The organism is Xenorhabdus sp. PB61.4 (assembly GCF_963894935.1).
In the GTDB taxonomy this organism is placed as follows: domain Bacteria; phylum Pseudomonadota; class Gammaproteobacteria; order Enterobacterales; family Enterobacteriaceae; genus Xenorhabdus; species Xenorhabdus stockiae.
The window spans coordinates 1-26,811 of sequence record NZ_CAWQJR010000190.1 but is presented as its reverse complement, the minus strand read 5'-3'; the positions used below and the strand labels follow the sequence as shown (position 1 = coordinate 26,811).

General features: G+C 44.7%; 17 protein-coding genes. 15 read left to right on the top strand and 2 right to left on the bottom strand.

The annotated features are described in order from the left end of the window. The first annotated feature begins 623 nt into the window (after positions 1–623). From AACX68_RS16155 to AACX68_RS16125, 7 genes are all read left to right on the top strand, one after another. Positions 624–3,341, top strand: coding sequence for an inverse autotransporter beta domain-containing protein (locus tag AACX68_RS16155; protein ID WP_228859799.1), 2,718 nt, complete (start codon positions 624–626; stop codon positions 3,339–3,341). 520 nt (positions 3,342–3,861) lie between these two features. Further along, positions 3,862–4,068 (top strand): hypothetical protein, encoded by a 207-nt coding sequence (locus AACX68_RS16150; RefSeq protein ID WP_228859798.1) that lies wholly within the window; start codon positions 3,862–3,864, stop codon positions 4,066–4,068. Positions 4,069–4,070: 2 nt separating this feature from the next. Further along, positions 4,071–5,240: an isochorismate synthase gene (locus tag AACX68_RS16145; protein ID WP_228859797.1), complete on the top strand. Its 1,170-nt coding sequence runs from the start codon at positions 4,071–4,073 to the stop codon at positions 5,238–5,240. After that, on the top strand, positions 5,234–6,850 hold the full coding sequence (locus AACX68_RS16140; protein WP_228859800.1) for a (2,3-dihydroxybenzoyl)adenylate synthase: 1,617 nt from the start codon (positions 5,234–5,236) through the stop codon (positions 6,848–6,850). The genes AACX68_RS16145 and AACX68_RS16140 overlap by 7 nt, the downstream gene beginning before the upstream one ends. Before the next feature lie 11 nt (positions 6,851–6,861). Next, a complete protein-coding gene (locus AACX68_RS16135; protein WP_228859796.1) occupies positions 6,862–7,746 on the top strand; it encodes an isochorismatase family protein in 885 nt (294 codons plus the stop codon). Then, positions 7,743–8,486, top strand: a complete 744-nt coding sequence (dhbA, locus tag AACX68_RS16130) for a 2,3-dihydro-2,3-dihydroxybenzoate dehydrogenase (RefSeq protein WP_228859795.1) — start codon at positions 7,743–7,745, stop codon at positions 8,484–8,486. The genes AACX68_RS16135 and dhbA overlap by 4 nt, the downstream gene beginning before the upstream one ends. Before the next feature lie 179 nt (positions 8,487–8,665). Continuing rightward, a complete protein-coding gene (locus tag AACX68_RS16125) occupies positions 8,666–8,995 on the top strand; it encodes a cupin domain-containing protein (protein ID WP_228859794.1) in 330 nt (109 codons plus the stop codon). Between the two features lie 233 nt (positions 8,996–9,228). Here the strand turns inward: AACX68_RS16125 and AACX68_RS16120 are convergent, their stop codons facing one another. After that, entirely contained in the window at positions 9,229–11,373 is a 2,145-nt protein-coding gene (locus AACX68_RS16120; protein ID WP_228859793.1) for a TonB-dependent receptor, read from the bottom strand. Between the two features lie 212 nt (positions 11,374–11,585). Here AACX68_RS16120 and AACX68_RS16115 point away from each other — a divergent pair, with 212 nt between their 5' ends. The 8 genes from AACX68_RS16115 (at position 11,586) to AACX68_RS16080 (ending at position 25,700) form a co-directional block, all read left to right on the top strand. After that, on the top strand, positions 11,586–14,429 hold the full coding sequence (locus AACX68_RS16115; RefSeq protein WP_228859792.1) for a condensation domain-containing protein: 2,844 nt from the start codon (positions 11,586–11,588) through the stop codon (positions 14,427–14,429). Positions 14,430–14,517: 88 nt separating this feature from the next. Then, positions 14,518–15,477, top strand: coding sequence for an ABC transporter substrate-binding protein (locus tag AACX68_RS16110; RefSeq protein ID WP_228859791.1), 960 nt, complete (start codon positions 14,518–14,520; stop codon positions 15,475–15,477). A gap of 89 nt (positions 15,478–15,566) precedes the next feature. Continuing rightward, positions 15,567–20,102: an amino acid adenylation domain-containing protein gene (locus AACX68_RS16105; RefSeq protein WP_228859790.1), complete on the top strand. Its 4,536-nt coding sequence runs from the start codon at positions 15,567–15,569 to the stop codon at positions 20,100–20,102. Between the two features lie 20 nt (positions 20,103–20,122). Then, positions 20,123–21,478: a putative histamine N-monooxygenase gene (gene basC, locus AACX68_RS16100; RefSeq protein ID WP_228859789.1), complete on the top strand. Its 1,356-nt coding sequence runs from the start codon at positions 20,123–20,125 to the stop codon at positions 21,476–21,478. After that, positions 21,456–22,616 carry a histidine decarboxylase gene (locus AACX68_RS16095; protein WP_228859788.1) on the top strand — a complete coding sequence of 387 codons (1,161 nt, stop codon included), beginning with the start codon at positions 21,456–21,458 and terminating at the stop codon, positions 22,614–22,616. The genes basC and AACX68_RS16095 overlap by 23 nt, the downstream gene beginning before the upstream one ends. A gap of 221 nt (positions 22,617–22,837) precedes the next feature. Continuing rightward, positions 22,838–23,635 (top strand): ABC transporter ATP-binding protein, encoded by a 798-nt coding sequence (locus tag AACX68_RS16090; RefSeq protein ID WP_228859787.1) that lies wholly within the window; start codon positions 22,838–22,840, stop codon positions 23,633–23,635. Positions 23,636–23,637: 2 nt separating this feature from the next. Further along, the gene (locus tag AACX68_RS16085) at positions 23,638–24,648 is read left to right on the top strand and encodes a FecCD family ABC transporter permease (RefSeq protein ID WP_228859786.1); all 1,011 of its coding nucleotides are present in this window, start codon (positions 23,638–23,640) and stop codon (positions 24,646–24,648) included. Beyond that, the gene (locus AACX68_RS16080) at positions 24,645–25,700 is read left to right on the top strand and encodes an iron ABC transporter permease (RefSeq protein WP_228859785.1); all 1,056 of its coding nucleotides are present in this window, start codon (positions 24,645–24,647) and stop codon (positions 25,698–25,700) included. Before AACX68_RS16085 ends, AACX68_RS16080 begins: the two co-directional genes overlap by 4 nt. 374 nt (positions 25,701–26,074) lie before the next feature. Here AACX68_RS16080 and AACX68_RS16075 read toward each other — a convergent pair whose 3' ends face one another. Then, positions 26,075–26,521, bottom strand: coding sequence for a VapA/VapB family virulence-associated protein (locus tag AACX68_RS16075; protein WP_228859784.1), 447 nt, complete (start codon positions 26,519–26,521; stop codon positions 26,075–26,077). Positions 26,522–26,811: the final 290 nt, after the last annotated feature.

The window sequence follows — 26,811 nt, the reverse complement described above, 5'->3', positions numbered from 1 at the left end:
CTTGGGGGACAGAACGTGTTTTACCCAGTAGAAGTATCCCCATGATCCGCCGAGCATAATTTTTATCAGATGTTTTTTGGACGATTTTTTTCATCTGCCGACGTTCATTTCATGAAGTGGGTGGTATGATGAGCATGACTCGATCCTTTTTTCTGTGATTTTGCGTTTTTGGGAACAAAAATTTCGCAAATTTAGGATCGAGTTTCTTTGATACTCCTACCATTTTGACAAGCTATTTATATTCTTTTGGGTAAGTGTTTTCCACCTGAAAAACCTTGCAGCAAATATAATGGCAGTAATGCTAATGCCCTCCACTTCTTTTTCCATACTCTTTGGCCTGTTCTGATTTACGACGATAAATATCAACCTTAGCCATATTTCATCATAAAAAGTCAGAGGAATATCACCACATAGCCAGACTCTTACTATTATGAAATAATAATTCCCTCACCCTTAAATAATCAAAAGTGATTACTTTTATTTATCACCTGATAAAAATCTTTCATTACTTAATGATAAAAAGGTTTCCTAACTTAGGTTTATTGTGCAAAAAAATTTATTTCAACTAAACATTTAATGTGAATTCGCTGGTGAAACTTTGCGTTTTATTGAGGAATGTATCTATGAAGTTTATTTTTTTGAATAAATTCAGGCGGTTTTTCATATTAATGTTTGCTTTTTTATTACCGTTTGTCGCTATGAACACGTTTTCAGTGAGTGAAAGCCATCCGGATCTGACAGTAAGAACTATTTCTCCGATTGAAGACGAAGAAAATATTTCTGGTTATATAGAAGAAGATAAAGCCAGCATGATCGCACAAAATATTCAGAGGGTTAGTGGCTTATTATCATCTACGCCATCTCAATTGGCAGAGCAGGCTAAATCTTACGCTTTGGGAAGATTGAACGGAACAATAAATAGCGAGGTACAAGAATGGTTGTCACAATTTGGTACAGCCAAAATTAATTTATCGGTGGATAGAAAAGGTAAATTGCATAACAGTTCATTAGACCTGTTATTTCCACTTTATGATAATAAAGTAGACTGGCTGGTTTTTTCTCAGCTGGGTTATCGTAATAAAGACAGCCGAAATACGGTTAACCTCGGTTTTGGCAGCCGTTATTTCATTTCAGACTGGATGTATGGTTTTAATACTTTCTTTGATCAGGACATCACAGGAAAAAATAACCGACTGGGATTGGGTGCAGAAGCATGGGCTGATTACCTTAAATTATCAGCCAATACCTATATTCGTCTGAGTAAATGGCACCAGTCACGAGATGATAAACTTTGGGAAGAGCGCCCTGCTAATGGTTTTGATATCAATGGCGAGTTCTTCCTGCCTGCTTATCCGCACATCGGCAGTAAACTGGGTTACGAAAAATATTTTGGCGATGGTGTGACTCTATTCAACCGTGATACCAAACAGAAAAACCCCGGCTTTGCCAAAGTAGGCATGACTTATACACCAATTCCGCTGATAACCATGGGCATAGATTACCGGCATGGCACCAACAAACACAGCGATGCCCGCTTTCAGGCCAATTTAAATTATAGATTTGGTGTCCCTCTGAGCGTTCAGCTATCACCGGATAGTGTTGCATCAATGCGCACACTGGCAGGCAGCCGATATGATTTGGTGGAAAGAAATAACACCATTGTGCTGGATCACAGGGAAAAACCGAGTCTGGAAATTAGCTTACCGCATACTCTTCATGGAGATAGTGAAGATAAGGAAACAATAATCGCTACTGTCACGTCAAATAAACCGACTAAACCCGTGACATGGCGAGCAGAAGAAACATTCAGCAAAAATGGTGGGGAACTTCCGAGCGCGGGTAATGAAATTCAAATTAAATTGCCAAAATATATCCCCAATGGTGTAAATAGTTACCCGATTTATGCCACCGTAGAATTAGAAAACGGGAAACTATCCAAAACCGCAACAATGACGGTTACGGTTAAGGAGGTTAAATTGGGCATCAAGTTACCGAATACCCTTCATGGATATAGTGAAGAGGAGAAAAAAGTAACTGCTACTGTGGATTCAAATAAACAGACCAAACCCGTGACATGGCGGGCAGAAGAAATATTCAGCAAAAATGGAGGGAAACTTCCGAGTACTGGTAATGAAATTCAAATCAAATTACCCAAATATATCCCCAATGGTGTAAATAGTTACCCGATTTCTGCCACGGTGGAATTAGAAAACGGGAAACTCGCCAAAACCGCTGAAATGACTATTACGGTTAATCCTTTTACTCCTGGAGATAAACCGTTCATAAGTGAAATGGAAGTTTCTCCAAAAGAAACTCTCTTTGGGAATGGAAAAGATGAGTATACCTACAGAGTCTTAATTATCGATCCTGAAAACGGGCAACCACTTCGTAACTACAAACTCAATGCAACCTGGGAAGTTATCGTAAATGAATTGCTGCGTAATAATGTGTATTTTAAGGAACAGGAAAAAACAACAGATAATGATGGATATTTAAAAGCTTTACTGGTGAGTAAAGTAGGAGTGGATGGCGTCAAAGTCAATATGAATATCACGACTGATGATGGTAATGCATATGCCAGTAATAGCGATAAAAACCCCGTCAATTTCAAACCGGTAATACAGCAAGCCGGGTTACTCATCTTCGGTCGTCATGCTCATGAGTATAAGCATACTTATGAACAAGATAAGCCGTATAATGTTTATGAGGGGTTAACGATAACACTGGTAGAACAAAGACCAGGCCATTATCCTAGGGATATTGCCCGCTATGATGATGATATTGAATATGCCCCCCCATCTTCTGATCTCGTGAAAATAGTGAATAAAAAAATCACTTTTCCTTTTGAAACTTTTAGCTCATCTAAAACCGCAACGGTTATTGCAACAGTGACTAAAGCCAAGTCGGGAGCTAAATATGCGTATACATATACATTCAAGCCAAAGAGGTATGTTTTTAGCCCGGATGTTGGTAATAACGGAAAAGTAAAACTGGGGGATAATAGTATAAATAACACGTGTGACAACCTTGACCTGAAATATTCAAAGGGACTTCAAGCTGAATCAATGACTGAGGAGAATGTTATTGAAGAGACAACTAACAGTAACTCTTTGGGACGAGAATATCCTTATGCTTCTGAATATCCTTATGCACCTTTAGAGGGCTTCTCTGGCTTTGGTTTTTTGCCTTATCAGGGACAGCCAAAAGATCTGAAAGTAAAAATAAAAAGTAAAGAGGGAGCGTTTATTTTATATCATTATTATGAACAAGGGGGATTAATTAGCTTTAATCCTGGTGCTTCTAATGATTTCGGCAGATTACTGTGTAAATTGAAAGAGTGAATGCATGGTTAATGTAAATTAACCTAACACCTTGAATTAAATTCAATATTTTTAGGTTAAATCGCGTTTTTATTAAAGGCCGCCTAGTGCGGTCTTTTTACTTTTTGGTGGAGGATCCAAATTTACCACAGCACAACAGCTCGGGTTGATTCACTTAATACAACTGGGCCAGTTTGGTAAAAAAATCAGCAAATAATTAATAATGATAATTATATTGATAATCATTTCCATTTGCAATATTGTAGTGACGTTTTCTTCTTCAGGAGATCATACCTCTTCATGATGAATGTTTTATCAAATTGGGTTTCCCAGCGCCGCCTGTAAGCAGCACAAATGAATTGATGGTTATTAAATTATTTTTATAAGGCAAAGTCAGACGGTGTTTGATTATGTTTAAGATAAGAAAAAAACTTGTGATGAAACTCATCGCTCTATGCGAAAAATTAGGGATTCAGGTTGGGATGTTTTCAACATCTATTCTATCTGACGGAGCGTATGTAGTTAGCGAGGGATTAGCATCATGAGAGTTACAACCTCAGCGCTGAAAATTTCCGTAAAGAGGCGCGTTTCTCCTACTTCTATCGCAGCATCTTCTCCACAGCCAGCTATAACAGATAACATCTGGTATCCGGCACTATTGGCGGCTGGCATTTTCTTTGCCTGCGGTATTTTCCTCCTCTCCGGTATGGAGAAAAAACTGACCATTATACTAACAAGAGGGACCTGATTTTGTCTGGTATCGTCAACAAACTTCTGCCACTCACGTTGCAAGAAGATGACTTCATATTTCTGTCACCTCACAAAAGTCTGCTCGCCCGGGGATGTTTCGCCACCTTGACACTTCCGGCCTCATCCGGACATCATGTCAAAAGCGAGTTCCAGCAAAGAGTACAGCAGCAGCTTCGTCAGGCTCAGCAAGCCGGAGTAGAAAATCCTATTGTCGTAGGAGCTATTCCTTTTGATAAACGCCAACCTTGCTCGCTGTTTATTCCACAAACCTGCCATTGGTTCGATCGCTATGCCTTTAACCTCTCCGATTCTCCGGTGCAGGTGGAGGGCCAAGCTCACTTTATTCCGGATCACGATGCGTATTGCGCCATGGTGGAAAGTGCGCTGAATCCTCTGCGCATTGGTGCGCTCGATAAAGTGGTGTTATCGCGCCTGCTACAGATTGAAAGCATTCCCCCACTGAGTGCACTGAACCTGTGGCTACAACTCAACAGGCAGAATCCACAGAGCTATAACTTTCACTTGCCGCTGGCGGATGGCACTCTGATTGGTGCCAGCCCAGAACTGTTGCTACGTAAAGAGGGGAATACCCTACGTTCCTGCCCTCTTGCAGGTTCTGCGCGGCGGGGCGAGAATAACGCCAGTGATCAAAAGGCCAGAGAAAAACTGTTAGCCTCTGTAAAGGATCGCCATGAGCATCTGGTGGTCACGGAAGCTATCCGTCGCCAACTAACGGATCTCTGCAATTCTCTGACTATTCCTGAACCTTCACTGCTCAGCACACCTACACTCTGGCATCTCGCTACTGAGATTCAGGGGACACTGGCCAGTGATCGCGAGACTGCTCTATCGCTTGCCTGCTTACTTCATCCCACGCCTGCATTATGCGGCGCTCCTTATACCTCATCCCGCAATCTGATCGGCGAGCTGGAACCATTCGATCGCGGCTGGTTTGGCGGTATCGTCGGCTGGTGCGATGCCCACGGAGATGGGGAGTGGGTAGTGGCGATCCGCTGCGGTAAAGTTCGATCTCATCAGATTGAGCTATTCGCCGGAGCCGGCATCGTTCCAGACTCTGTTCCGGAAAATGAATGGATGGAAACCCGTACCAAATTTAACACCATGCTGAGCGCACTTGGTTTTGCGACACAACAGGAGCAGACATTATGATTGAATTCAACCGTTGGCCCCAGAATCTGGCTGAACGCTATCGCTTTAAGGGGTATTGGATTGATCGTCCATTGAGCGATATTCTTGATATTCACTGTGAGAACGATGCAAAGGCACTGTTTTGTGGTGAGCGGAGCTGGAGCTACCGCGAACTTAATGAGTCAGTAAACCGATTAGCCGCTTCTCTGCACCGACGCGGCGTGCGTCAGGGACAAACTGCACTGGTTCAGCTCGGCAACGAAGCTGAATTTTATATCGTCTTTTTTGCCTTATTGCGTCTGGGGGTCGTACCTGTTAACGCGCTTTATAGCCACCAAAGCAGCGAATTAACCGCGTATGCGCTCCAAATTAAGCCCCAAATACTCATTGCCGATCGCCAACATCGCCAGTTTCATGATGATGTTCTTATTGATCATCTGATGGATAAATGTCCGGAACTGAATATAGTCGTGCTTCACCATACGGATTCAGATCACTCGCTTTCATGTCTGATATCGGAAGAGCCGGGAGACTTCACTCCAACGCCAACTCCGGCAGATGAGGTCGCATTTTTCCAGCTTTCTGGTGGCAGTACTGGCACACCCAAGCTGATCCCACGCACCCACAATGACTATTATTACAGTATCCGCGCCAGCAACCCAATCTGCAACGTAAGCAGTAAAACCCGATATCTCTGTGCACTGCCTGCTGCACATAACTACCCTATGAGTTCACCGGGAGCTTTGGGCGTTTTCTATGCGGGCGGTCAGGTTATTCTCGTCCCCGATCCAAGTCCGGATGGATGTTTCCCGGCTATAGAACGTCATCAGATCAATCTTGTCGCCCTAGTACCACCAGCGGTCAGCATCTGGCTGGAGTATACCACTCTCAGAGGTCACGCCGACGAACTCGTCAGTCTGGAGGTCATGCTGGTCGGCGGTGCTCCTCTGGGTGAAACACTGGCCAGACGCATTCCAGCAGAGCTGGGTTGCCAGCTCCAACAGGTATTTGGTATGGCGGAAGGTCTGGTGAACTACACCCGACTAGATGATGACGATACACATACTTTCACCACTCAGGGACGCCCTATCAGCGAGGATGATGAGGTATGGGTCGCAAATCAGGAAGGTCTCCCTGTACCGCTCGGAGAACCGGGGTTGTTGATGACCAGAGGCCCATACACTTTTAGGGGATATTACCGAAGCCCGGAACATAACCAAACAGTGTTCGACAGCCACGGGTTTTATTGCTCTGGTGACGTAGTTATTCAACTTCCCGGCGGATATCTGAAAGTCGTTGGGCGCGAGAAGGATCAGATAAATCGTGGTGGCGAAAAAATTGCCGCTGAAGAGGTTGAACACCTTCTGCTGCGCCATCCAGCCGTGGTATACGCCGCACTGGTTGCTATTCCTGACCCTCTGATGGGTGAAAAAACTTGCGCATATGTAGTGACGCGCGAGCATGAATCGGTAAAACCAGTAGTGTTCCGTCGCTGGTTGCGAGAACAGGGTATCGCCGACTACAAAATTCCCGATCGTTTCGAAAGTCTGCCTAAACTGCCGCTTACTCCGGTAGGAAAAATTAATAAACAGGCGTTACGTGCACTTGCCAGTACTGCCTTAGAAAATTGAGAAAATACGCCATGAGCATTCCTAAACTTCAGGATTATACCCTGCCCGATGAGGCCACCTTACCTGTAAACAAAGTAGAATGGCAGTTAGAACCGCAGCGTGCCGCTCTGCTGATTCACGATATGCAGGAATATTTCCTCAACTTCTGGGGAAAAGAAAGCAAAATGGTTCAGCAGGTTATTAACAACATTGCTATTCTACGCGCCCGTTGCCATGAGCTCGGCATCCCAGTGTTTTATACAGCTCAGCCGGACCAACAGAGTGACGTTGAGCGAGCGTTACTGAATGATATGTGGGGACCGGGGCTGAACCTCTATCCAGAACAGCAAAAAATCGCGACAGCACTGGCCCCCGAACAACAGGATACTGTGCTGGTGAAGTGGCGCTACAGCGCGTTTCAGCGCTCTGATTTGGAGACGCACCTGAAAGAACGTCAGCGCGACCAGCTTATGATCTGTGGCGTGTATGCCCATATCGGCTGCCTAACCACGGCTACTGATGCCTTTATGCGCGATATACAGGCGTTTATGATAAGCGATGCACTGGCAGACTTCAGCCGGGAAGAGCACATGATGGCGCTACGCTACACTGCGAGCCGTTCCGGACAAGTGTTGAGTACCAATATGGCATTATCGGCACTCGATTCTCCCACAACAGAAAATAGATGGGATCGGGATCGTTTACTTACCATACTGCAATCCACACTGGATGAAGATGTATGCGATATTGATGATGATGAAAACTTGCTTGATTATGGTTTAGATTCACTACGCATGATGTCTTTCGTCTCAAAGCGCCGGCAGGAAGGATACGAGCTTGATTTTGCCTCCTTAATGAAGCAACCAACATTGCGAAACTGGCTCGTATTACTGAATGGCGAGTTGGAGGCGAGATGAACAGCTTCAAGGGAAAAACCGTCTGGGTGACGGGAGCCGGGAGCGGTATCGGTTACCGCACAGCTCTCCGCTTTCACGAAGCCGGGGCTAAGGTGTTTGGATTCGATTTGAAGTTCCCTGATTCAATGCCATTTGAGACGCTCATTCTGGATGTCAGTGACGATTGTGCAGTGCAAAAAATCTGCCCTCCATTACTAAAGGAAAACGGACTGGATGTACTGATCAATGGTGCGGGAATTTTGCGTCTTGGCCCAGCAGAAACGTTAAGCCGTGAAGACTGGGTAAGCTCAATCAACGTTAATGCTGGTGCAGCATTCAATCTGTTTAAAATACTCATTCCACATTTCCAGCGTCAGCGCAGCGGTAATATCGTTTCGATAGTCTCTAACGCCGCCCACGTACCACGCGTTAATATGGCAGTTTACTGTGCGTCTAAGGCGGCGATGCGTAGCCTGTGCCTGAGCGTGGGGCTTGAACTGGCACCGTTTGGGGTACGATGTAACATTGTTTCGCCTGGTTCCACCTTAACCCCAATGCTGGAAGGGATGCTCAATGGTGACATAGCGCATCAGCGTTTGATTCACGGCATTACCGAACAATTTAAACTGGGCATTCCACTCGGGAAAATCGCACAACCCGATGAAATAGCCAATGTCATTCTGTTCTTAGCCTCTGAGCAAGCAAGTCACATCACGTTACAGGATATTGTCATTGATGGAGGTGCTACGCTTGGTGCCTGATATCCATATATCTATACATTGCGTATAAATCTGTAATGATGTAATAACCAAATAGGTTAGAAATAGAGATAAAATATTTTTCTGTCTATAAGATAAAAAAACCGGAAAGCGATAATTCCATATAATGGGTAAGCATTAAAAGTTCAAATCAAAAACTAGCTAAAGGAAAGGTATATAACATGAACCCTATTGCTGCATTGAGAAAAGTAACAAATTTAAAACAAGAATTTGATTTAATCAAAGAAGTATGGTCACCGAAGGTAATAACGCAAACAAACGAATATAAGATAATTATATTACTCGCAGATGGTGATTTCATATGGCATACACATGAAAAAGAAGACAAGGTGTTTATGGTAATTGAGGGTGAACTTCGTATAGATTTTAAAGATGAACACGTAATAATAAAGCAAGGTGAGTTTTTTGTAGTACCTAAAGGGGAAGAAAGTAAACCTTCTTCCACAGTATTAACCAAGCTGCTATTAATCGAACCTATAGTTGCAAGCTAATACCAAAAAGACGAAGTGTATATACGTGATTTGAAATAAAGGCAGGGGAACAGACAATGATTAGTTCCCCTGCCCCATCGTTTATTATCTTTCACTTTCTACTAATCTGAATAAATCGTTAATAATTAAAAAACCTGATGATCGAAATCATCAGGTCAAGATAATCAAGTCATTTTCTACTGTGGAAACGCCAATCCTGCTCAAGCGAAGATCGGCGCGCTCAATGCTGATTTTTAGAAGCTCATTTTCGCACCAATACCCACTTCACGTGGTTCTAAAATATTTCCAGACAGCCCGGCAGTACGGTCACGATACTTATTTGTCGGCGCACGTCTGTCAAAAATATTATTTCCGTAGGCGAAGAGTTCCAGATTATTGGTCGGATTATATGAGAAACGAAGATTGGAGACTGAATAAGAGCTGACTCGTAATTCAGGATCGTTTTGGTCATCAGAGAAATAATGATCCACGTAACGAAGAGATCCACTCAGACGAAATTGTTCGGTGATATTCCAGTCAGCACCGATATTAAACATATAACCGGGTGCTTTAGAGAAGTGTTTTCCTTCAAACGAGTTGCCTCGATAATCAGCGAATTTTTTGATTTCAGTATGAAGTAATCCAAGCCCGCTGTTTAAGCTTAAATTGTCCAGTACCCGATAATCTGCGCTGAGTTCAACCCCATAACTGACCGCTTTATCGGCGTTGACAAGAATCGAACCGTTAGATTTGTCTTCCCTGTAATCATCTACAGCACTCTGGAACCCCTTATAATCTGTATAAAAAATATTACTCGTTACCAGTAATCGGTTATTGATGGCTTTACCACGGGCAAACAACTCATAATTCCAGGCCTTTTCCGGAGCAAAGGTATAATAGGAATGCCCGGAGAAATTCACACCTGTCCCGCCCGGAGCATAACCTTTGCTGACCAAAGTACCGACAGTGACATCGTCAGTAATATCGTAAGCGAGGGAAACTTTCGGCAGGACAGCATGGAACCCTTTACTATACTCATGATAAACACCGGGTACATAGCTGTTGATCCCTTCATGCTTAACCTGATCATATTGATAACGCAAACCGCCAGTCAGAGCCCATTTTCCTGCAAAACGTCTGGTCGCCTCTGAGAAAAGGCCAACGCTCGTGTTAGTCAAATCGGCATCAGCCTTGCCTAAAACATTATTAAGCACATTTCTGGCCTTATCACGCGAGTAATAAAGCCCTGTCACTCCACTCCAGGTTGAATATTCATCACCAAAGTTCAAATGTGTTTCGTTGGTGATATTGTTCGAATCACGGTTTGCGATACCTGGCAACCACTTCGTGAAAGTGTAACGGTATTTCGATGCAGAATATTGGAGCTGGTTGGAGAGCACGATATCGTTGTCAAAATCATACTGAAGATCGAAGATACCGACATCACTGCTAGTTTTAGATCTGTTTATGCCTAAAGTCATACTCTTCAAATTACGGTAAGGTAATGAAGCAGACTCGGCATCAGAGTTTTTTGCTGCTGTATGGAAGTAGGTTAGTTTAGCCAGCCAGGGGCTATCCAGTGGTTGCCAAAGTGCTTTAAACCTGGCATCCAGATTTTCAGAACCTTTCCTCATATCAGAATCATAGAATCGAGGGTTGGTATATTTCATAAACGTATTTCTGCCACTGTAATCCACAGCGAGGCGTACCGCGAGATCTTCTGTTAATGGGCCATTGACAGTAAAAGATGCTCGTTTCTTTTGGTGACTTCCATACAAAACCTGCCCATCGAACTCGGGAGTAAAGGTGGGGTCGTTCGTCTTGATAATAATTGCCCCGGCAATACTGTTTGCTCCCTGTGTTGTGGTTTGTGGGCCCCGGAAGACTTCTATTGAATTCACGTCCCAAATAGGCCCTCTTCCCAAGCTGAATTCCGCCGCACTTATATAACGACCATCAACACTGGTGGTTGCTCGCGGTATCGGTTTGGAAAGAAAAGTATTTCCCCCTACAAGAGGGCCGTTCGTCTCAATACCGCGAATACTCGGTGCCTCTGTATTACTGGTATAAAGCACATTGGGTGTACCCTGCAATATACCACCGATGGTTGTCGCTTCGGGCTTATTTCGTATCTCCTGTCTGGAGATAACGGTAACTGAACTTGCCGTTCTTTGTAGTGATCTTGCCGTTTTTTCACCGGTTACAGTGATGATATCGGCTTCATCGTTCCTCGTTTTATTTTTCTCTGCTTGATCAGACGCAATCGCTTGTCCTCCTAAGGAGGATAAAGAAAGCAAAATTGCACTGTTAAGTAACATTTTTTTGCGTGAAAAAATCTGATTTCCTGCCTTGATAGCCAGGGGAGTTACTGTCTTTTTCGGGATGATTATCATTATCATTATCATTATCATTACTGTTCACAGGCAGGTAATATTATGTTAACCTTCTAATTTGTCAATTACATATTTGTTAGTATTTCTTCAAATACGGGCCGTTGCAGCACATATTCTGCGGGTAACATCTGGCTTTCCGATGCAGTATTTAATGACTGTCAGCCCGTATTAATACATTTAAAAAAACAACTAATTAGTTTGATAAAGCGGGATTTTTTATGTTGAACATTGATTCAGGAAAGTTATTGCACGTAGCCGTATCCCGTTATGAAGAACATATCTGGTTACTCCAGCAACAGAATCCTGACCGCGTACTTAAACAGCTCTCAGCATGGCAGCTTCATAATGATGTTAATATTTCAATGATGGTACAGGCCGTCCAATCTGTTGTTGAGGCAATACCGGATTTGAACGTACGTTATGAGTTAAATGATGACGGTGAATTGTATAAAACCCCAGCGGCAAGCTGGCAATCGTGCCTTGAGTTTTTCCATGCCGGTTCACATTCAGACATGCTCAAGAAAATACTGACTGTGCAAGCATCTGCCTGGATCCCTGAACAGAACTCCCCTTTCAATATACTGATAATACAAAGAAATGATAAAGTTATTTTAGCGCTTATCTTGCACGAGATACTGGCGCAAACTTGCCATGAAAACGAAATTATCGAAATGCTGGTCCGCGCTTATGCTGGTCACTTAGTAAAACTTCCTCCTCTAAAACGTGTTTCTTTATTACCTTACGATGGAAAGGCAACTTCTGCTGTTTCCTGGTTATGCTGCCGCAACAATGAGAATGTCACCATTCACTCCTCTTTGGGTGGGAAAACTGCTCTGAATAAAGACAGGCTCGCACTGCGTTGGAAAACCGGGCTTAAAATTAATGAACTGGAAAAATCCCTTCCTCACGACAGATTACCTCACTATGTGCCAGCTCTTATTTCAGCCCGATTTGCCCAATTTATCGCTCTGCTTGGAGGCCAGAAAAAGCTAACACTGTGTCTGTTACAGCCGGACGGGTTCCGTCGCCTTGTTATCGAACCTGATATGGCGGAAACACTGATTATCAGCTCCATCATGGATAAACTTCAGGCTCAACCAGACGAAGACAATTTTTTCTCCGGTGCTCCTGTAACAGAGGATGATGAACCGGAGGTATATGTTCGGTTGTTATCTCGCCCGAACGATCTGGTTGAACAACAGAGATTACTGAGTCAGTCAATTCTGTTACCCACCTATGAAATGCGACCCGATTTTGAGCTGGCAATGGAGTATGAAAGTACAGAGGAAATTAGTCTTATATTAACAACCGGCCAGTCGGTTTCCAGCCATGCCGGCGAGTTCTTGATGAGCCGTTTTGTGTCTTTTCTTAAAGGTACTGAAGATGCCATTATGAGCTTAGCTGCGAAATCTGTGTCTGACTCAGATATACCTTCTACGCATGATGCCACCAGCAAAGAGATCTCCGCTGACACTGACGAGATAGCAACAATAATCCTGTCGGAATTCCGTGAAGCGTTGGCGATTACAGATATGACACTGGAGGATGATTTCTTTGATTGTGGCGGTCATTCCCTGCTGGCAACACGTATTATCGGTAAATTGCTTGGTACGCACGGTCTGGAAGTACACTTTGGTGATTTTTTCAGCCATCCTTCAGCTACTGCTTTGGCATCCCGTGCGATCAGAAAAAATCAGCATAAAAGCTCTATCTCTGCGGCACAGAATGATCATTTAACGGCCCCATTGGCACTTGCCCAAACCTCACTCTGGGATGCCTATAAGGCCTATGAGTTTGGCACTATTTTCAATTTACCATTCGCTCTGGATTTTCTTGATGAGGTTGATGAAACAATCCTTGAACAGGTTTTTTCTGATCTGATAGAACGCCATTCCAGTCTGCGTACCCTGTTCTATGTTCAAAATGGAGAGGTTTATCAGCAGATTGTCGCGATGTCGGACATGAGTGATTATAAATGGTTCTGGTTCAGTCACGAAAATCGGGGTGTACACCTTGATGACGAAGCGGCTTATACATTCGATCTTTCCCGTGAATTGCCAATCAGAATACGGCTACTCCGCAATCCGGAAACCGGACGTCAGATATTATCGCTTCTGGTCCATCATATGGTTATTGATGAATGGTCGCTAAATGTTCTGATGGATGAACTCTCCCAGGCTTATTTATCACGTTCTTCCGGTGTGGCCCCTATCTGGAAAAAACCCGTATTATCATTCCATCAATTTGCCTTGCAACAGCAGGCGAACGGATTTAATCAAAAACATCTCGATTACTGGACGAACATGTTGCGTGATGCAACTCGCGGATTAGAACTCACCTTATCTGACAACCAGAAAACTGTTGCAGCGCATGAAAGTTCATCGAAAGCCGGCTGGATCGAGTACAAACCCAAACCTGAAATCACTCATCATCTTTATTCCTTTGCCCGGAAAAATAACGCATCCCTGTTCAGTATCGTCTACGCGGCAATTGCGCTTTCTCTGCATAAGCTCGGTAATCTGAAGGATATCGTGATAGGTACTTCTGCATCGGGTAGAACCGAACATGATACTTATGAAACAGTCGGCTATTTTACCACCATGGTTGCACACCGGCTGCAATTCTATCCTGAGAAACCCGTCGGTATACTGATCGAAGACACCAGAGATACAATCAATAATTCAATGCCGTATGCAGATGTGCCGCTCGATCTTATTCAGCAATCGTTGGGGATGACACCTGAGGAGGGGCTAATCTTCGACGTTTATATTCAGATCCATGCCAATAATGCACTGAACGGTGTACTTAAAACCCCGTTTGGTAACGATATACGCTATCGACAAATTGATCCCGATAAAAAGGAATCCATGTTCGGTCTTCAGTTCGAGATTATGGAAGATGTCATTGATGGCGAAAGGATCATGCGGCTGGTCATTACTTACCGTGAGGAGCGTTACCCTGAAGAACTTATCCAACGCCTCTGTGAAACAATAGAGAAAGTTTTCTCATTCTTCACCACACCCGGGGCCTTAAGCCTCCCCCTTGCTCAAGTGACTGTGTGATATCTATAACAACCATGATTAACGTGAGTCGGTCAGTGTTAGCTGACTGATTCATATAACCCTGATCCGTTCTGAAAGAGAAAACATTATGCGATCTGCTATTACTGTAATATTAATGTGCCTGATGGGAACATCGGCCTTTGCCGCATCACGGCAGGTTACGGATACCCTGGGGCGGGATGTCGTTATTCCTGAGGAGCCACAGCGTATTGTGGTTATGAGCGAACCGGCTATCGGCCTGCCCTTAATGGAGCTGGGTGTTGAACCTGTAGGCAGTTACGGGCGCACGGAAGATGGTATCTATCAGCTTGGGACAGATTTCGTCGATACTGTACTGGGTGAAGGGCGCACAAAACCAAAAGGCATCGGAGCTGGCCGGGAGATTGATCTGGAAAAACTCTACGCGCTGAAGCCCGACCTGATTATCGGAACAGAATTTGATATCGACAAGGTAAAACAACTTTCAACGATCGCCCCTGTCTATCTGCAAAATTTCCTTTCTGGAAAATCCCACAATTTTCATATCGAAGAAAATCTGGCCCAACTGACCGGACGTGAGCAGAGCTTTCAAAAACGACGGGATATGTATTTGCAACGCGTTGCCGCAACGCGCGCTCTCTTGCCGGAAAATCCGGCTAAACAGACTTATCTGCCGATCCTTGTCACAGATCAGATCAATGTCGTTGGCGAAGCAACCGGTTTCACTCAGGCATTGGAAGATCTTGGTTTCACCCGTCTGAACCTCTCGAAACAAAGCGGCCTTTCAGCCAATTCATCCCAACTGCTTCTACAGCTGAGTGCAGATAAATTAGGCGAGCTTAACCCGGACGTTCTGGTCGTACTCAACAGCTGGGGCAGCAAGGAACACGATGAGAAAGCCATTCGCTCCGCGCTTGATCGGGTTGTCCCCGGATGGGCTCACTATATGAAACCCGCCCGCGAAAAACGGATTGTTTTTCTTAACGCAGGTGAAGTTTTTACCCCCACGTTTGCCAGTGCGGAACATACGCTTAAAGCCGTGGAAAAATGGGCTAAGTCGAAGCAATAACATGATCTTGCTCGCCAGAGGCTGCTCGCATTCAACCTATTTTTATACTTGTACCTATTAACAGCATTTTTCAACCATGTGAATAAACTATGAGAGAATTAACGTCAATGCAGGCAGCTTACTGGGTCGGGCGTCATGTTCAGGCCGATCTGGGAGGCGTTGCCGCGCATCTTTATGCTGAGTTCGACGGCGATGACATTGAAGTGAGTCGATTTAAACAGGCTCTGGAACGCGTTTGTTCTCTACATCCTATGCTAAGACTCTGTGTCGATGCTGAGGGACTTCAGTCTGTGACTTCATCCGGTGAGCCATTATCGCTGGAAATTGACAATTTTCTCGGATTATCAGAACAAGAAGTGGAAAAGTTACTTCTCGTTAAACGCACGAAGTGGACTCATCAGAAACTTGATCTTTCTTCTGGTCAGGCATCACGGTTCTCGCTCAGTCTGCTAAATGACGGAAAGTTTCGCCTGCATATTGATACGGATATGATAGCTATCGATCCTTCAAGTTTCAGGGTATTAATGGAAGATCTGGCGATATTTTATGATAATCCAGACCAGCCAGCTCCGGTAGTAGCATCATATTTCGAATGGTGCGATCAGGTACGCACCGATCCCCACCTGAAAGCGGCTCGTGAAAGGGATAGGATCTGGTGGCGTTCACGTATTCCACATATTCCACCAGCTCCTGCTCTGCCTATTAACAAAACTCCGCCCGATCAGGTTCACAGCCATCGTCTGGCGGCATGGCTCCAGCCAGACGAACGTCAGGCGCTGAAAAGACTTGCCCGTATACACAAGATAACCATGTCGAGCCTGATGCTGGGGCTTTTCTCCATTATTCTTGGAAGGCATACCGGAGATAAGCGGTTTCGCCTCAATGTGCCGATGTTCTGGCGCTCTCCCCATGTGAATGATGTAGAAAGAATTGTCGGCGATTTCTCTAACGTGCTTATCCTCGGCGTTGATATCAATGGAGCTGAAAGCCCTGCTGACCTTAGTCAACAGCTTGGCGAGCAACTGACAGATTTGCTCGCTCACTCAGCTTATCCGGGGGTGAATCTGATGCGTGACCTTTCCCGGCATCATGGTGCAACGCAATTAACCCCTGTCGTCTTCACCGCCGCTTTGGATATGTCGGGGGAAGAACTTCTCTCAGATCGCGTCAAGCAAGCATTTGGTTCTATGAACTGGGTAATTTCACAAGGCCCGCAAGTTGCACTTGATGCACAAGTGGCATCTGCCGATGGCGGTATTCTCATCAATTGGGACATTCGTCTGGATATACTGCCAGAAGCATGGATAACCTCAATGTTCGACAGTTTTGTCAGTTTCGTCCGTGAAATCGCCACACACCCACAACGATTCGATGAAGCAATACATTCTTCACCCAATAACGTCGCAGCCTTATCATCAATAATCAGGCGCAAATCCGCTGATTCCACTGCGCAAATTGATCTGAAAAACAATATTGGCCTTAAAAACAATATGGAAAAGATGGATAACACGGAAAAACCATTAACCACCCTTCAACTGGCGTATCTGCTTGGGCGACGGGCAGAATTGCCGCTGGGTGGCGTTGCGATGCAAGAGTTTCGTGAATACCGCGGAAGCATGGAGTTGGCGCGTTTGCGAAATAATCTGGAAGATATGGTTCAACGTCATGAAAGCTTGCGCACCCGAATCGATGCCAAGCGACTTGTCCAATATGTTAGTACAGAAGCCGATATCAATTTACACCAAGTCGACCTGAGTGCTATGTCACGGGAAGAAGCTCTCCGCTATGTAGAAAACCACCGTGAAGAATATGCACATACACTTTGCAATTTGGATCGCTCTCCGTGGGATATAACATTATTTCGTTTACCAGAATGCCGTTTGCCAAAGAATCAGTCAGAAAAAGATGAGCTGATTGCGTTTGTTCGTTTTGACGCGCTGATCCTTGATGGGCGCTCGATAGCTGCTCTGATGGTAGAACTTTTCGAGGGCAAGGTTTCACTTGTCGCGGATATTGATGCCTCCTTGAATGAGAGCGATATCACTGAAAAACGCAAAACAGATGAAGCGTATTGGAAAACAAAACTTGATGCCGTCAGTAGCGCGCCACGACTTCCGTGGATAAAACCATTAGTACAAATAGGCACGTCCCGCTACGCACGACAAAGTTTGATTGTAACCCGTGAAGATTATGCCGCAGTATCAAAAGCCGGTACTAAGCAAACGCTTTTTAAGAATTCCACTATTATGGCACTGGTGCTTGAGGTTCTGTCCCATTGGAGCGAAGAGAAGAATCTATCTATCGGCATTCCCGTGGCACCGCAGATCTCTGGTGTTTTGTGTAATCGTTCAAGTTTTATTGTGGTCAACTGGAATGCTGAGCAAGGCAACCTTTCTGAACGGGCCAGCACCCTACAGAACGATGTGATGGAAGGGATTGAACACCTTGCATTTTCAGGTATAGACATTACCCGAATGCTGGTTGAAAAAAATGGGGCTGGCCCTGTTTTACCTGTCGTTATTACCAACGGGCTTTCATGGCCGGTATCAGGTCAGGATAGTGGTATGCAGTTGCATCGCGGGCTGACTCAGACACCACAAGTCGCAATGGATATCCGTTTTTCAACCAATGCGGACAAAGAGCTTGTTTTTGACATTGATTATGCAACTTCCGCAATCGAACCCACTTTCGTTCAGGACATTTTACGGGCTCTAAGCAAGGCGATACAAACCATCGTAGCGTCAGGCGTATTCACCCTTTCAGCGCAGAATATTATCGATACAGACCACTATCGATTAAACGGTGTCGAAGCTGATTTTCACTGCGGGCAATTTCTCAGCCGGATAGCCGCCAATATTTTCGACAATAAAAACACCAAAACGGCACTCATCTGTGGCGACAGACATATCAGCTACGCTGATCTTGGGCGTGATGTACGTCGAATTATGGGCGCTTTCAGGGAGAAAGGGCTTTCCGAGGGTAGCGTTGTCGCCCTTTGCCTGCACCGTGGGTCTGAACATACAGCAGTAACCCTAGCCTGCGCATTAACAGGAGTGATCTGGGTTCCGATAGACGCAGATTCCCCCTCCGAGCGACTGCATTATCTCCTTGAAAACTGCCATCCGGATCTTGTCGTAACGACAAAAAGAGAAGGTATTGAACATCCGGCTGAAATGCCTGAAACACTCTTATCTGCCGAACCCTTGGCAGAACTCCCACTTCCGCTTGACGCTCTCTCATCAAGTGAAGCGCCTGCCTATTATCTCTACACATCAGGGACAACCGGAAGACCAAAGTGCGTTGTTTTATCCAATAAATCAACATCGAATGTCATTACCAGTACCCTTAAAGAGTGGTCTGTAACACATCAGGATGTCTTCATTTCTGTAACGCCTTTACATCATGATATGTCGGTCTTCGACGTTTTTGGAAGCCTGACCGCCGGTGCAACACTGGTTCTTCCCGCTATCGGTGAAGAAAAGGATGCCCTGTGCTGGAACCAGTTAGTTGCCAGACACAAGGTCACATTATGGTGCTCTGTGCCTGCTATTTTGGAAATGCTCCTCGCATGCCGTCAGGGTGATGAATTAAAAAGCCTGCGGTTGATTGCACAGGGTGGCGATTACATCAAACCTGCTGTGATTGGTAGCCTGCGTACACTTCTACCGTCAGTACGGTTAATTTCGTTAGGGGGACCAACCGAAACGACCATATGGAGTATATGGCACGAAATTGGGCAGGATGATATCAGCCAGATCCCTTATGGAAAGCCCTTGCCTGCTAACAGCTACTTTCTGTTGAACGAGTGTGGTAATCACTGTCCGGTGGGTGTGACTGGCCTTATTCATACGGCAGGCGTCAATGTCGCACTGGGTTATCTGGAAAACGGGAAGCTCACCCAGACCAATTTTGTCACCATCAGGGATACAAACGGAGAAAAGATCCGGGCATTCCGCACCGGCGATCACGGTCACTATCGTCACGATGGCATCATTGTTTTTGACAGCCGTGTCAACGGTTACGTCAAAGTGCGCGGGGTGCGTATTTCCTTGCCGGATATCGAGAATGAACTGGTTCGTCATCCATCAGTTAAGCACATTCTTGTGGTGGATTATGGCGATGAAATGCATGGTGAAACCTCCATCGGCGTACTTTATGTACCGCTAAAAGAAGATGCCCTGTCAGGAGCAGAATTACGCAAATATGCCAGCCAATGTCTGCCTCCATCACATATTCCCACACGGTTCGCACAGGTCGCTGAATTACCGCTCTCGCCAAATGGTAAACCTGACCGCCCTAAAGCACGCAGCCTATTGATGGAATCTGTGCATGAAACATCACCTATTCGACACAATTCTTCCCCTGAGCAACAAACAGAGATAGAAGAGACCGGAATGAAAAAGAAAGTGCTGGAAATCTATCTGGACGTGCTCGGCCAATCACGAGATAGCCATTTTGATTGTTCCAGCGATTTCATCAGTATGGGATTACGCCCCCAGCATCTGAAGACAATTTCGGCACGAATCTCCGAGGAATTTGCGATTGGGGTTTCGTTACCACAATTGCTGCGTTGCCGTAATGCCGCAGAGGTTGAACAGCAACTGAACGTATCTCTGCGCTTTTGAAAACAGTTCGGATTATTAACATGAATAATATTGACCTTATCGGTATTGGCATCGGTCCCTTCAATCTGGGATTGGCGGCCCTGCTTTCGTCACACTCTAATCTGACCAGCCTTTTCCTCGATCGCAAGCCCGAGTTTCGCTGGCATGAAGGTCTCCTGCTACCGGGTACAACGTTGCAGGTTCCATTTCTGGCTGATCTGGTCACGATGGCAGACCCTACACACCCGCTGAGCTTCCTGAATTATCTTCATAAGCACGACCGTATTTACAAATTCTATTACTATGAAAAATTTCAGATCCCACGTCAGGAATATGACCATTATTGCCGCTGGGTGACACAACAGCTTCCCTCCTGCCAGTTTGGTGAAAATGTCATTGATGTGGCTTATGACCCAACATCTGAACGTTTCATTATTGAAAGTAAGACTCACTCGCGTTCAACGCATCAGTACTATAGCCGTAACCTTGCCATTGGTATCGGAACAGCCCCGTTTCTGCCTGAATGGGCTAACATCCAAACCAAAGCACCTATTATTCATTCGGCTGACTTCATCAACAAACGAGCACAACTCTCAACATGCCGACGCATCACCGTGATTGGTTCAGGCCAAAGTGCTGCCGAATGCGTGCTGGCACTCTATAGTGCACTGACTCCTGAAATGATAGAGGACGGTGCTTCAGTCCAGTGGATCACCCGCTCTGCCGGTTTTCACCCGATGGAATCATCGAAACTCGGTCAGGAATGCTTTACGCCTGCCTATATGAACCATTTCCACAGTATAAGCAGAGAAAAACGCCGCATGATCGCATCGGGTCAAGGGGGGCTTTATAAAGGTATCAGCGTCTCAACTATCGCAGATATCTTCGATATTTTGTATGAACGTTCCATCGGCGGTCGTGATCCGGGTCTTTCCCTTGTTTCAAACTGCGAGGTTGAGCAAGTGGAAAATAGCGAAGACTCAGGGACACTGCGGATCGTTTTTCGCCATCAGCAGCTCGATGAAGTCAGTTCCATTGAGACTGACGCCATTATTGCTGCTACCGGTTATAAGCACACCAGTCCCAAATGGCTAGAAGGACTCAAACAAACGGTGCTTGCCACCGATGATTACGGCGATTTAATTGTGAAAGAGGACTTTAGCGCTCAACGCCTTGACAAAGGAAAAGGTCTTATATTCGTTCAGAATGCTGAGATCTTCCAACATGGCATTGGTTCTCCCGATCTGGGACTTGGCGCATATCGTAATAGCATTATTGCCAACCAGCTTCTTGGCCGAGCGCATTATCGCTTACCTCAAAACTCGTCATTCCAAAGCTTTGGTCTGCAAGAGCATCACAATATCGGAGATAAAAATGACATTATCCCTTGCCGATAAGGGCAGACTAGATGCATTTTGGTATCACTGTGTTAAAAACCAGCATTTCAATATCGGTTATCCTGAATCCTCAGACTTTGATTACTCTTATTTACAGAGATTCATGCAGTTTTCTATCAACAATTGCGGGGACTGGGGGGCAGAGTGCAACTATCTTTTAAACTCCTTTGAGTTCGAAAAAGAAGTCATGGAATACTTTGCTGAGCTGTTCAAAATTCCTTTTGAAGACAGTTGGGGTTATGTGACCAACGGAGGAACGGAAGGTAATATGTTCGGCTGCTATCTGGGACGAGAATTATTCCCGGATGGCACACTCTATTATTCAAAAGATACTCATTATTCGGTGGCAAAAATCGTCAAATTATTGCGTATCAAATCTTGTTTAGTGGAATCCCTACCCACCGGTGAGATAGATGATTATGACCTGCTACAGAAAATCATCGCTCATAAAGAACCCCATCCCATCATCTTTGCTAACATTGGCACGACATTGCGCGGGGCGGTGGATAACATAAAAATCATTCAACAGCGTATGCAGCAAGCGGGTATCCCCCGCGAGAATTACTATCTGCATGCTGACGCCGCCTTAAGTGGGATGATCTTGCCATTTGTAGATAACCCGCAACCCTTCACCTTTGCCGATGGTATCGACTCAATCAGTGTCTCCGGGCACAAAATGATAGGCTCACCTATTCCTTGCGGAATTGTTGTTGCGAAACGGAAAAACGTCGAACGTATTTCCGTTGATATTGATTACATTTCGGCTCAGGATAAGACTATATCCGGTTCACGTAATGGACAGACGCCACTGATGATGTGGGCGGCTATTCGCAGCCACTCGTTTACCGATTGGCGTCACCGCGTCAAACGCTGTCTGGAAATGGCACAATATGCCGTTAAGCGTTTCCGGTCTGCGGGGATAGATGCCTGGTGTCATAACAACTCTATTACGGTGGTATTTCCATGCCCGTCGGTCGCTGTCTGGAAAAAGCATTGTCTGGCAACATCGGGAAACACAGCACACTTAATAACCACACCACATCATCACGACAGTAGTAAAATCGATATCTTAATCAATGACGTTATTGCTGATTCCCGCCAGATAGTTAACGTGCGGGATGTTGTATGTGAGCAGTAAAAAATAACAGTGAGGCTGATTATTTTCAGGCTATGCGGCATTAAAGACGCAGAGAATGGTTCATCCATCGATAAAACCGTAACCTGACTGCTCGTCAGATAAACGATAACAGCCACCATTTTTCTGCTGTGTTATGGATAGGGTGATTTTGGTATTCTGCCTGAACCCTAACCATGTCACTGCAATTTTTTTTATATATAAGATAACTGAAGGAGCTTTTGGTGCTTACAGCAAAAAATCTCACCGCAACTTACGGTAAAAAAACCGTATTGCATGATTTGTCAGTAGATTTTGCTCAAGGACGCATTACCGCACTCGTCGGGTCTAATGGCTGCGGTAAGTCAACACTGTTGAAGTCCATCATGGGCTTCATTCCACTGAAAAGCGGGGAAATTTTACTGGAAGGTAAGCCGATTGCAGGGATAGGCCGCAAAGCGCTGGCCCGAAAGATCTCTTATCTGCCGCAGGAATGCCACTGCCCGGACTATATGACACTGGGAGAGTTGATCGAACTGGCTGCTTATGGCCGTCATTCTCTTTTCGGCGGAGCATCTGCGCGGGATCGCAAACTATTTCATGATGTGTTAGAAATCGTCGGTCTGGCTGATAAGGCCAGCTCTCAGGTCAGTTCCCTTTCAGGAGGACAACGCCAGCGGGCCTGGGTGGCGATGGTGCTAGCACAGGACACTGACATCATTCTTATGGACGAACCCGTCAACCACTTAGATATCAAATATCAGTACACCGTGCTAAAACTGATCCGCGATCTCTCACTCCAGCACGGAAAAACCATCGTTGTGGTGTTACATGATTTAAATCTGACAACCACTTTTGCCGATGATGTTGTGATGCTTAATACCGGCAACGTCGTTGCTGCGGGCGCTGTGAGTAAAACAATAACAGTAGATAATATCCAGCGTGTATTCGATATTCCGGCTGATATTTTCAGTTATAACGGCAGCCTTATCTGTCAGCCTTATCCGGGCATAAACCATCCTGAAAATTGGTCCGGAGTATAACGATGAAACCTAGTCTATTCTTTATATTCGCACCTTTTTTATTACTGCTGATCTTCTTTTTTAGTCTTTCTTTCGGTGTAAATATTGCTTCATTCTCGCAAATTTACGCCGCTTTAACCCAGTCTGAACCACAAAACTATGAACAAGCCGTTATTTTATACCAGCGGCTGCCACGGGCGCTGATCTCTGTTTATGTTGGCGCGGTGATGGCATGCAGTGGTCTTGTTTTCCAGGGGCTTATCCGCAACCCGCTGGCTTCTTCATCGACATTAGGCATTAATGCCGGTGCAACATTGTTTGTCGTAGCTGGTGCAATCGTGTTTTCGCTCGACTTAACATTACAAGGTATAGCAGCCCTTTTAGGTGGGCTATTTGGTTTTTTATCATCTCTTTTAATATCTCGTCTGTCGGGTGTTAACGCTGTTTCTCGCGACTTACTGCTGATACTGGCGGGCACATTAATAGCAATGCTTTATCTTGGGGTAAGTAATGCTGTTCTTCTTGCTTATCCTGAAACGCGAACCGAATATTTAAGCTGGCTAGCAGGGGCTATCAATCATGTTTATATCACAAGACTGTACCATTTCTGGTGGTTCGGTCTGCTGGCCTTAATCGTGCTTTTATTACTGGCACGTCCACTGACGCTCATTCTACTCGGTTACGAAAAGGCGCATTCGATTGGCGTGGATGCAACGCTTGTTTCGCGCATTGCATTAATTGCCGCCATAGTCGCATCCAGTTCTGCTGTTGCCATATGCGGGCCGATTGGTTTCGTTGGGCTGGTTGTACCCCATATTGTCAGGCCTTTGGTCGGACAGAACTTTATTTTGTCGCTGCCAGCTTGTGCTCTGACGGGGGCAAGCGTCTGCCTGATCGCCAATCTTTGTGCACAGACACTCTTCCAGCCTTATGTCATACATACCGGCATTCTGATGGATTTTCTGGGCGGTCTGTTTTTCATCTGGATTATCAGAAAACGCTATCTTTCAACAACATCAGCGAGATTGTTATGAAGTTCGGTCAGGCAATAGACGGAAAAAGAGTATTACGTTTCGCAAATGGATTACAAATGCGTACCCTCGATATAAAAGTCGGGTTATGTCTATTTACCATTACGATCATACTCATCGTTATTTCTTTAAGCGTTGGCGTTACGGATGTTGGTGTCTATGAATTCTTGCATATGCTTTTCGGTAATTCGCTGGAACACCACCAGTTTTATGCACTCTGGGTTGTACGGATCCCGCATATTTTATTAGGGCTGATGGTTGGTTGGTGCGCCGCCCTTGCCGGTGCTATTCTGCAACCGATTGCCCGCAATCCATTGGCTGATCCCAGTCTTTTTGGCATAAGTCAGGGGTCTATGACAATGATCATTATCTTGCTGGCGTTCGTTCCCACCGCACCTAACATACTGATCGTCCTTGCTGCACTGGCTGGTGGACTGGCTGTTGCATTGTTTTTGACTTTACTCGTCGGTAATAATCGCGCAAGTGGCTTGGCAATTTTACTGATGGGAATTGCTGTCTCGTCCGTTCTCGGTTCAGTCAGCTCTTTTCTTATTCTCTATCTTCCGACAGAGTTATCCCTGCATCTTGCCGGATGGATGGAAGGATCACTGTTTCAGGCAAGCTGGTCAGTTATCGCATCATTCATGCCATTATTTTTATTGAGCATTATCGGCATCTTACTCATCGGCCCTGCTTTAAATCGCTATGAACTTGGAAACGAACTTGCTTTGTCCCTTGGAGAACCTATCAAATATTCCCGCCCGATGCTGATGGGATTCTCTGTCTTGCTAAGCGCCGCATCTGTCACCGCAGTAGGGCCATTGAGCTTTCTAGGGATACTGGCTCCGCATCTGGCCAGTTTTATTTCATCGGCTACAGGTCGCGCCCGTTTGTTTCTTTCCGCTCTGGTGGGCGGCAATCTAGTCATTGCGGCAGATATCATAACGAAATCAGCACCAGCAGGTGTCTTTATCCCTATCGGGTTGAGCTTCACACTTATTGGTGTGCCCCTGTTCATCCTGACGATGCGGCTTCGCGCACTGCGTAAACACTAAATATTTGCCGTATCTGTTGTGGAGTGGTGTCCATCATTCACCCATGTTCCGTTTAAACCGCCACTGAAAAATCTTCTTCTGAGAATAAAACTTTCAGTGACGGTTTTTTCTATTTTTGGAAAAAATCTCAGGTGTGACCAATTATTGTCAACCCCATAATTTCTTAAACTTTATTTTAGACTAAAATTATATATCCTTAGTTTAATAACTAAGGATATATAAAAGTGAAATTAGCAATTCCATACGTCAACAAATCATTCCTTCAATAATAAAACCTTAATCTGTAAAATACTTAATTAACAAGTGAGGGCTAGGGCTTCCTATTTCATTTTTTAAAATTAAATCTTTCATCATTCTCAGTAAAAATAAAATAATTAACTCCAGTTACCCGACCCATAACCACCACCTACTACCATGGAAAGAGCTGCACCTTGGAAAGTTCCAAGAAAAGAACCATCTTCACTGTAGAAACTCATAGTTAAATAATCGCCAGCTCCGAAAAACCAAAAATTTGTAGTATCAGAAAAAAGTTTATCTAAATTGCTTGTAAAAACAATGCCAGCTGAACTGCCTATACCTGCAGAAGCTAATCCCCATGAATCACCGTCAAAAATCTCTTTATAATCTACCAACGCGACTTTAAAGTGCTGACGAAGAATGAAACTCGTTACAGTAAGTAAAGCAGCGTAACCCTGTATTTCTAAAGATGTCATTTCTTTGACTGTTTTATCAATAAGCTCAGGCTCCCATTTACCTTCTGCTTGTTTTCTAAACTCTTTAATAATTTCTGATCTTATTTCATTGTCTTTTATTGTATTCATAATATTATTCCTACCATTATATAAATAGATTTTTTATAAAAAATAATTAACTCCAACAACCCTGAACACAACCTTCCTTTAGCATAAAAGAAATGGTTGGACCTTGAAAACAGCCAAGAACAGAATAATCTGCGCAGAAGAAATATACACTTAAATAAACGGTAGTTTCTAAAAAGAAAAAACATACCGTATCAGAAAAAAGTTTAGCTAAATTATTTATCAAAAACCAACCATCTTGACTATAATATTATGATGACTGTTTTATCTATAAGTTCAACTTCCCATTTACC

What these genes read in the sequence shown, in the direction of transcription:
- basC (WP_228859789.1), top strand. Translation starts at nt 20,123, where the DNA reads ATGAATAATATTGACCTTATCGGTATTGGCATCGGTCCCTTCAATCTG.
- dhbA (WP_228859795.1), top strand. Translation starts at nt 7,743, where the DNA reads ATGAACAGCTTCAAGGGAAAAACCGTCTGGGTGACGGGAGCCGGGAGC.
- AACX68_RS16155 (WP_228859799.1), top strand. Translation starts at nt 624, where the DNA reads ATGAAGTTTATTTTTTTGAATAAATTCAGGCGGTTTTTCATATTAATG.
- AACX68_RS16150 (WP_228859798.1), top strand. Translation starts at nt 3,862, where the DNA reads ATGAGAGTTACAACCTCAGCGCTGAAAATTTCCGTAAAGAGGCGCGTT.
- AACX68_RS16115 (WP_228859792.1), top strand. Translation starts at nt 11,586, where the DNA reads ATGTTGAACATTGATTCAGGAAAGTTATTGCACGTAGCCGTATCCCGT.
- AACX68_RS16120 (WP_228859793.1), bottom strand. Translation starts at nt 11,373, where the DNA reads ATGATAATGATAATCATCCCGAAAAAGACAGTAACTCCCCTGGCTATC.
- AACX68_RS16125 (WP_228859794.1), top strand. Translation starts at nt 8,666, where the DNA reads ATGAACCCTATTGCTGCATTGAGAAAAGTAACAAATTTAAAACAAGAA.
- AACX68_RS16095 (WP_228859788.1), top strand. Translation starts at nt 21,456, where the DNA reads ATGACATTATCCCTTGCCGATAAGGGCAGACTAGATGCATTTTGGTAT.
- AACX68_RS16110 (WP_228859791.1), top strand. Translation starts at nt 14,518, where the DNA reads ATGCGATCTGCTATTACTGTAATATTAATGTGCCTGATGGGAACATCG.
- AACX68_RS16085 (WP_228859786.1), top strand. Translation starts at nt 23,638, where the DNA reads ATGAAACCTAGTCTATTCTTTATATTCGCACCTTTTTTATTACTGCTG.
- AACX68_RS16135 (WP_228859796.1), top strand. Translation starts at nt 6,862, where the DNA reads ATGAGCATTCCTAAACTTCAGGATTATACCCTGCCCGATGAGGCCACC.
- AACX68_RS16075 (WP_228859784.1), bottom strand. Translation starts at nt 26,521, where the DNA reads ATGAATACAATAAAAGACAATGAAATAAGATCAGAAATTATTAAAGAG.
- AACX68_RS16080 (WP_228859785.1), top strand. Translation starts at nt 24,645, where the DNA reads ATGAAGTTCGGTCAGGCAATAGACGGAAAAAGAGTATTACGTTTCGCA.
- AACX68_RS16105 (WP_228859790.1), top strand. Translation starts at nt 15,567, where the DNA reads ATGAGAGAATTAACGTCAATGCAGGCAGCTTACTGGGTCGGGCGTCAT.